General features: G+C 40.4%; 4 protein-coding genes and 1 pseudogene. All 5 read left to right on the top strand.

From position 1 onward, the window contains the following. Positions 1-264: pseudogene (locus I2F23_RS13805) on the top strand (hypothetical protein); the annotation flags it as partial. Then, positions 257-853 (top strand): restriction endonuclease, encoded by a 597-nt coding sequence (locus I2F23_RS13800; protein ID WP_195773136.1) that lies wholly within the window; start codon positions 257-259, stop codon positions 851-853. The pseudogene I2F23_RS13805 and the gene I2F23_RS13800, both read left to right, overlap by 8 nt. Then, positions 850-1,062, top strand: a complete 213-nt coding sequence (locus I2F23_RS13795) for a hypothetical protein (RefSeq protein WP_195773135.1) — start codon at positions 850-852, stop codon at positions 1,060-1,062. Before I2F23_RS13800 ends, I2F23_RS13795 begins: the two co-directional genes overlap by 4 nt. Next, positions 1,059-1,238 (top strand): hypothetical protein, encoded by a 180-nt coding sequence (locus I2F23_RS13790; protein WP_195773134.1) that lies wholly within the window; start codon positions 1,059-1,061, stop codon positions 1,236-1,238. Before I2F23_RS13795 ends, I2F23_RS13790 begins: the two co-directional genes overlap by 4 nt. Continuing rightward, a complete protein-coding gene (locus I2F23_RS13785; protein ID WP_195773133.1) occupies positions 1,235-1,492 on the top strand; it encodes a hypothetical protein in 258 nt (85 codons plus the stop codon). The genes I2F23_RS13790 and I2F23_RS13785 overlap by 4 nt, the downstream gene beginning before the upstream one ends. Positions 1,493-1,500 lie beyond the last annotated feature (8 nt).

Here is a 1,500-nt window from a genome sequence, read left to right as displayed (position 1 = left end):
TTCATGGAAGTACGAAAAGCGAAACGTGCAGTCGATTCAGAAACCGCATTTAAGCGTTTTATCTCTGAACAACAAAAATCAGGTAAGTCACTTGATGAAGTCCTAGAACTCTGCATTGTGAACTCTTGGAAAAGTTTTAATGCATCGTGGAATCAACCACCAGTTGCTAAACAACAACCCGAAGCACCTAAAAGACGTTTTGGGAATCGCTTTACTGATCAACAGCCAAAGCCAATGAGAGACGTTGGAGGCTACCATGAGTAACATTTCAAACCTGACTCAAGATGTTGGCCAAAACTTTCCAACTGAGCTTGCAGATCAAATCTTAGGTGAAATCGAAAGCTTACATGGTGACGACTTCAATAAAAAATATGCTCAGATGAAACAGAGCGAGCTTCTAAGCCTAACTTGTCGTGTTCTTGAAGGTCTTACACCAAATGACATAAAACGTGGCTTAAAACGCCTCTATGAAGAAAAGTGGTGTCCTAAACTTCCTGAGTTTAAATCTTGGTGCTTACAAGCATCGGATTGGTGGACTGCTGAACATGCTTGGGCAAAAGCAATGCAATTTGAAGCTGATAAGTCTGTGAAGATTACAACACTAACCAAAGTCGTGCTTGATGAAGTACGTCACATCATGGACAACGAGGGGCAGAAATCAGCGCATTTTGCATTTCGAGATATTTACCAAGATTACCTTACGAAAGCTAAGCAGAAAGGGAAGGTGCAAGAGTTTTATGTCCCTCAAAAAGTGGCTCAGTTAGGGAATTCAGAAAGCAATCGCAAAGGTGTGCCATGCCCAGCGCATTTAATAAATCAGATCCGCAGTGTGGGTAAGCGAGGTGTGGTGTGAAAAATAAGAATGACCAACAAACCGTTGATTGGTGTGAAGACCTATTGGGACTTACTTACAAGCAAGAGATAAAACATGGAACTGTCACAGCTTACAAGAAGCATAAATGCAGATGTGAGTTTTGTATCAAGGCAAAAGAACTCAGTGATCAAAGAGCTGAATTGAGAAAGGTAATTAAAGCTCAAGCACAACAAGTAGGTGTTGTATGAAAGCAGTAGATTTTATCCAGTCTGAAGGAATTGCAAGAGCAACCAGAATTGTTAAAGCAGCACCTCAGTGGGCAGTTTATTACGATGCAAAAAAGCGTTGTTATGACGATATACGTTGCGAGAGTAGCGTTTCACTAACTGAGTTGGAAGAAGTGTTAGTGGGGTATGGGGAATGAAAGCGAATGAGTTTATTAAGAAGTACGGGGTGGAAGAAGCAAGGCACCAATCATCACTATTGCAAGAAATTCAGGTAAATAATAATCATCAAGAATATATTGATGACCTAAAACGTCTGATTGAGTCGCATGAGTTGGTTGAAAAAATGGGTGGAATTGAATGTTTAAAAGACATGGCTCTTTATGGGGTTACTCAAGAAAAATTTAGAGATCAACTAAAGCAAGCCATCGCTGATGTGGAGAGCTTTCAATAATGTGTCCA

The organism is Acinetobacter pollinis, from assembly GCF_015627175.1.
Taxonomy (GTDB): Bacteria; Pseudomonadota; Gammaproteobacteria; order Pseudomonadales; family Moraxellaceae; genus Acinetobacter; species Acinetobacter pollinis.
Note: the sequence above shows the minus strand (reverse complement) of the source record. Positions and strands in the feature narration are given on the sequence as shown.

Bases quoted from the DNA above. Each gene is read 5' to 3' on its own strand.
- I2F23_RS13800 (WP_195773136.1), top strand. From the start codon at position 257: ATGAGTAACATTTCAAACCTGACTCAAGATGTTGGCCAAAACTTTCCA.
- I2F23_RS13790 (WP_195773134.1), top strand. From the start codon at position 1,059: ATGAAAGCAGTAGATTTTATCCAGTCTGAAGGAATTGCAAGAGCAACC.
- I2F23_RS13785 (WP_195773133.1), top strand. From the start codon at position 1,235: ATGAAAGCGAATGAGTTTATTAAGAAGTACGGGGTGGAAGAAGCAAGG.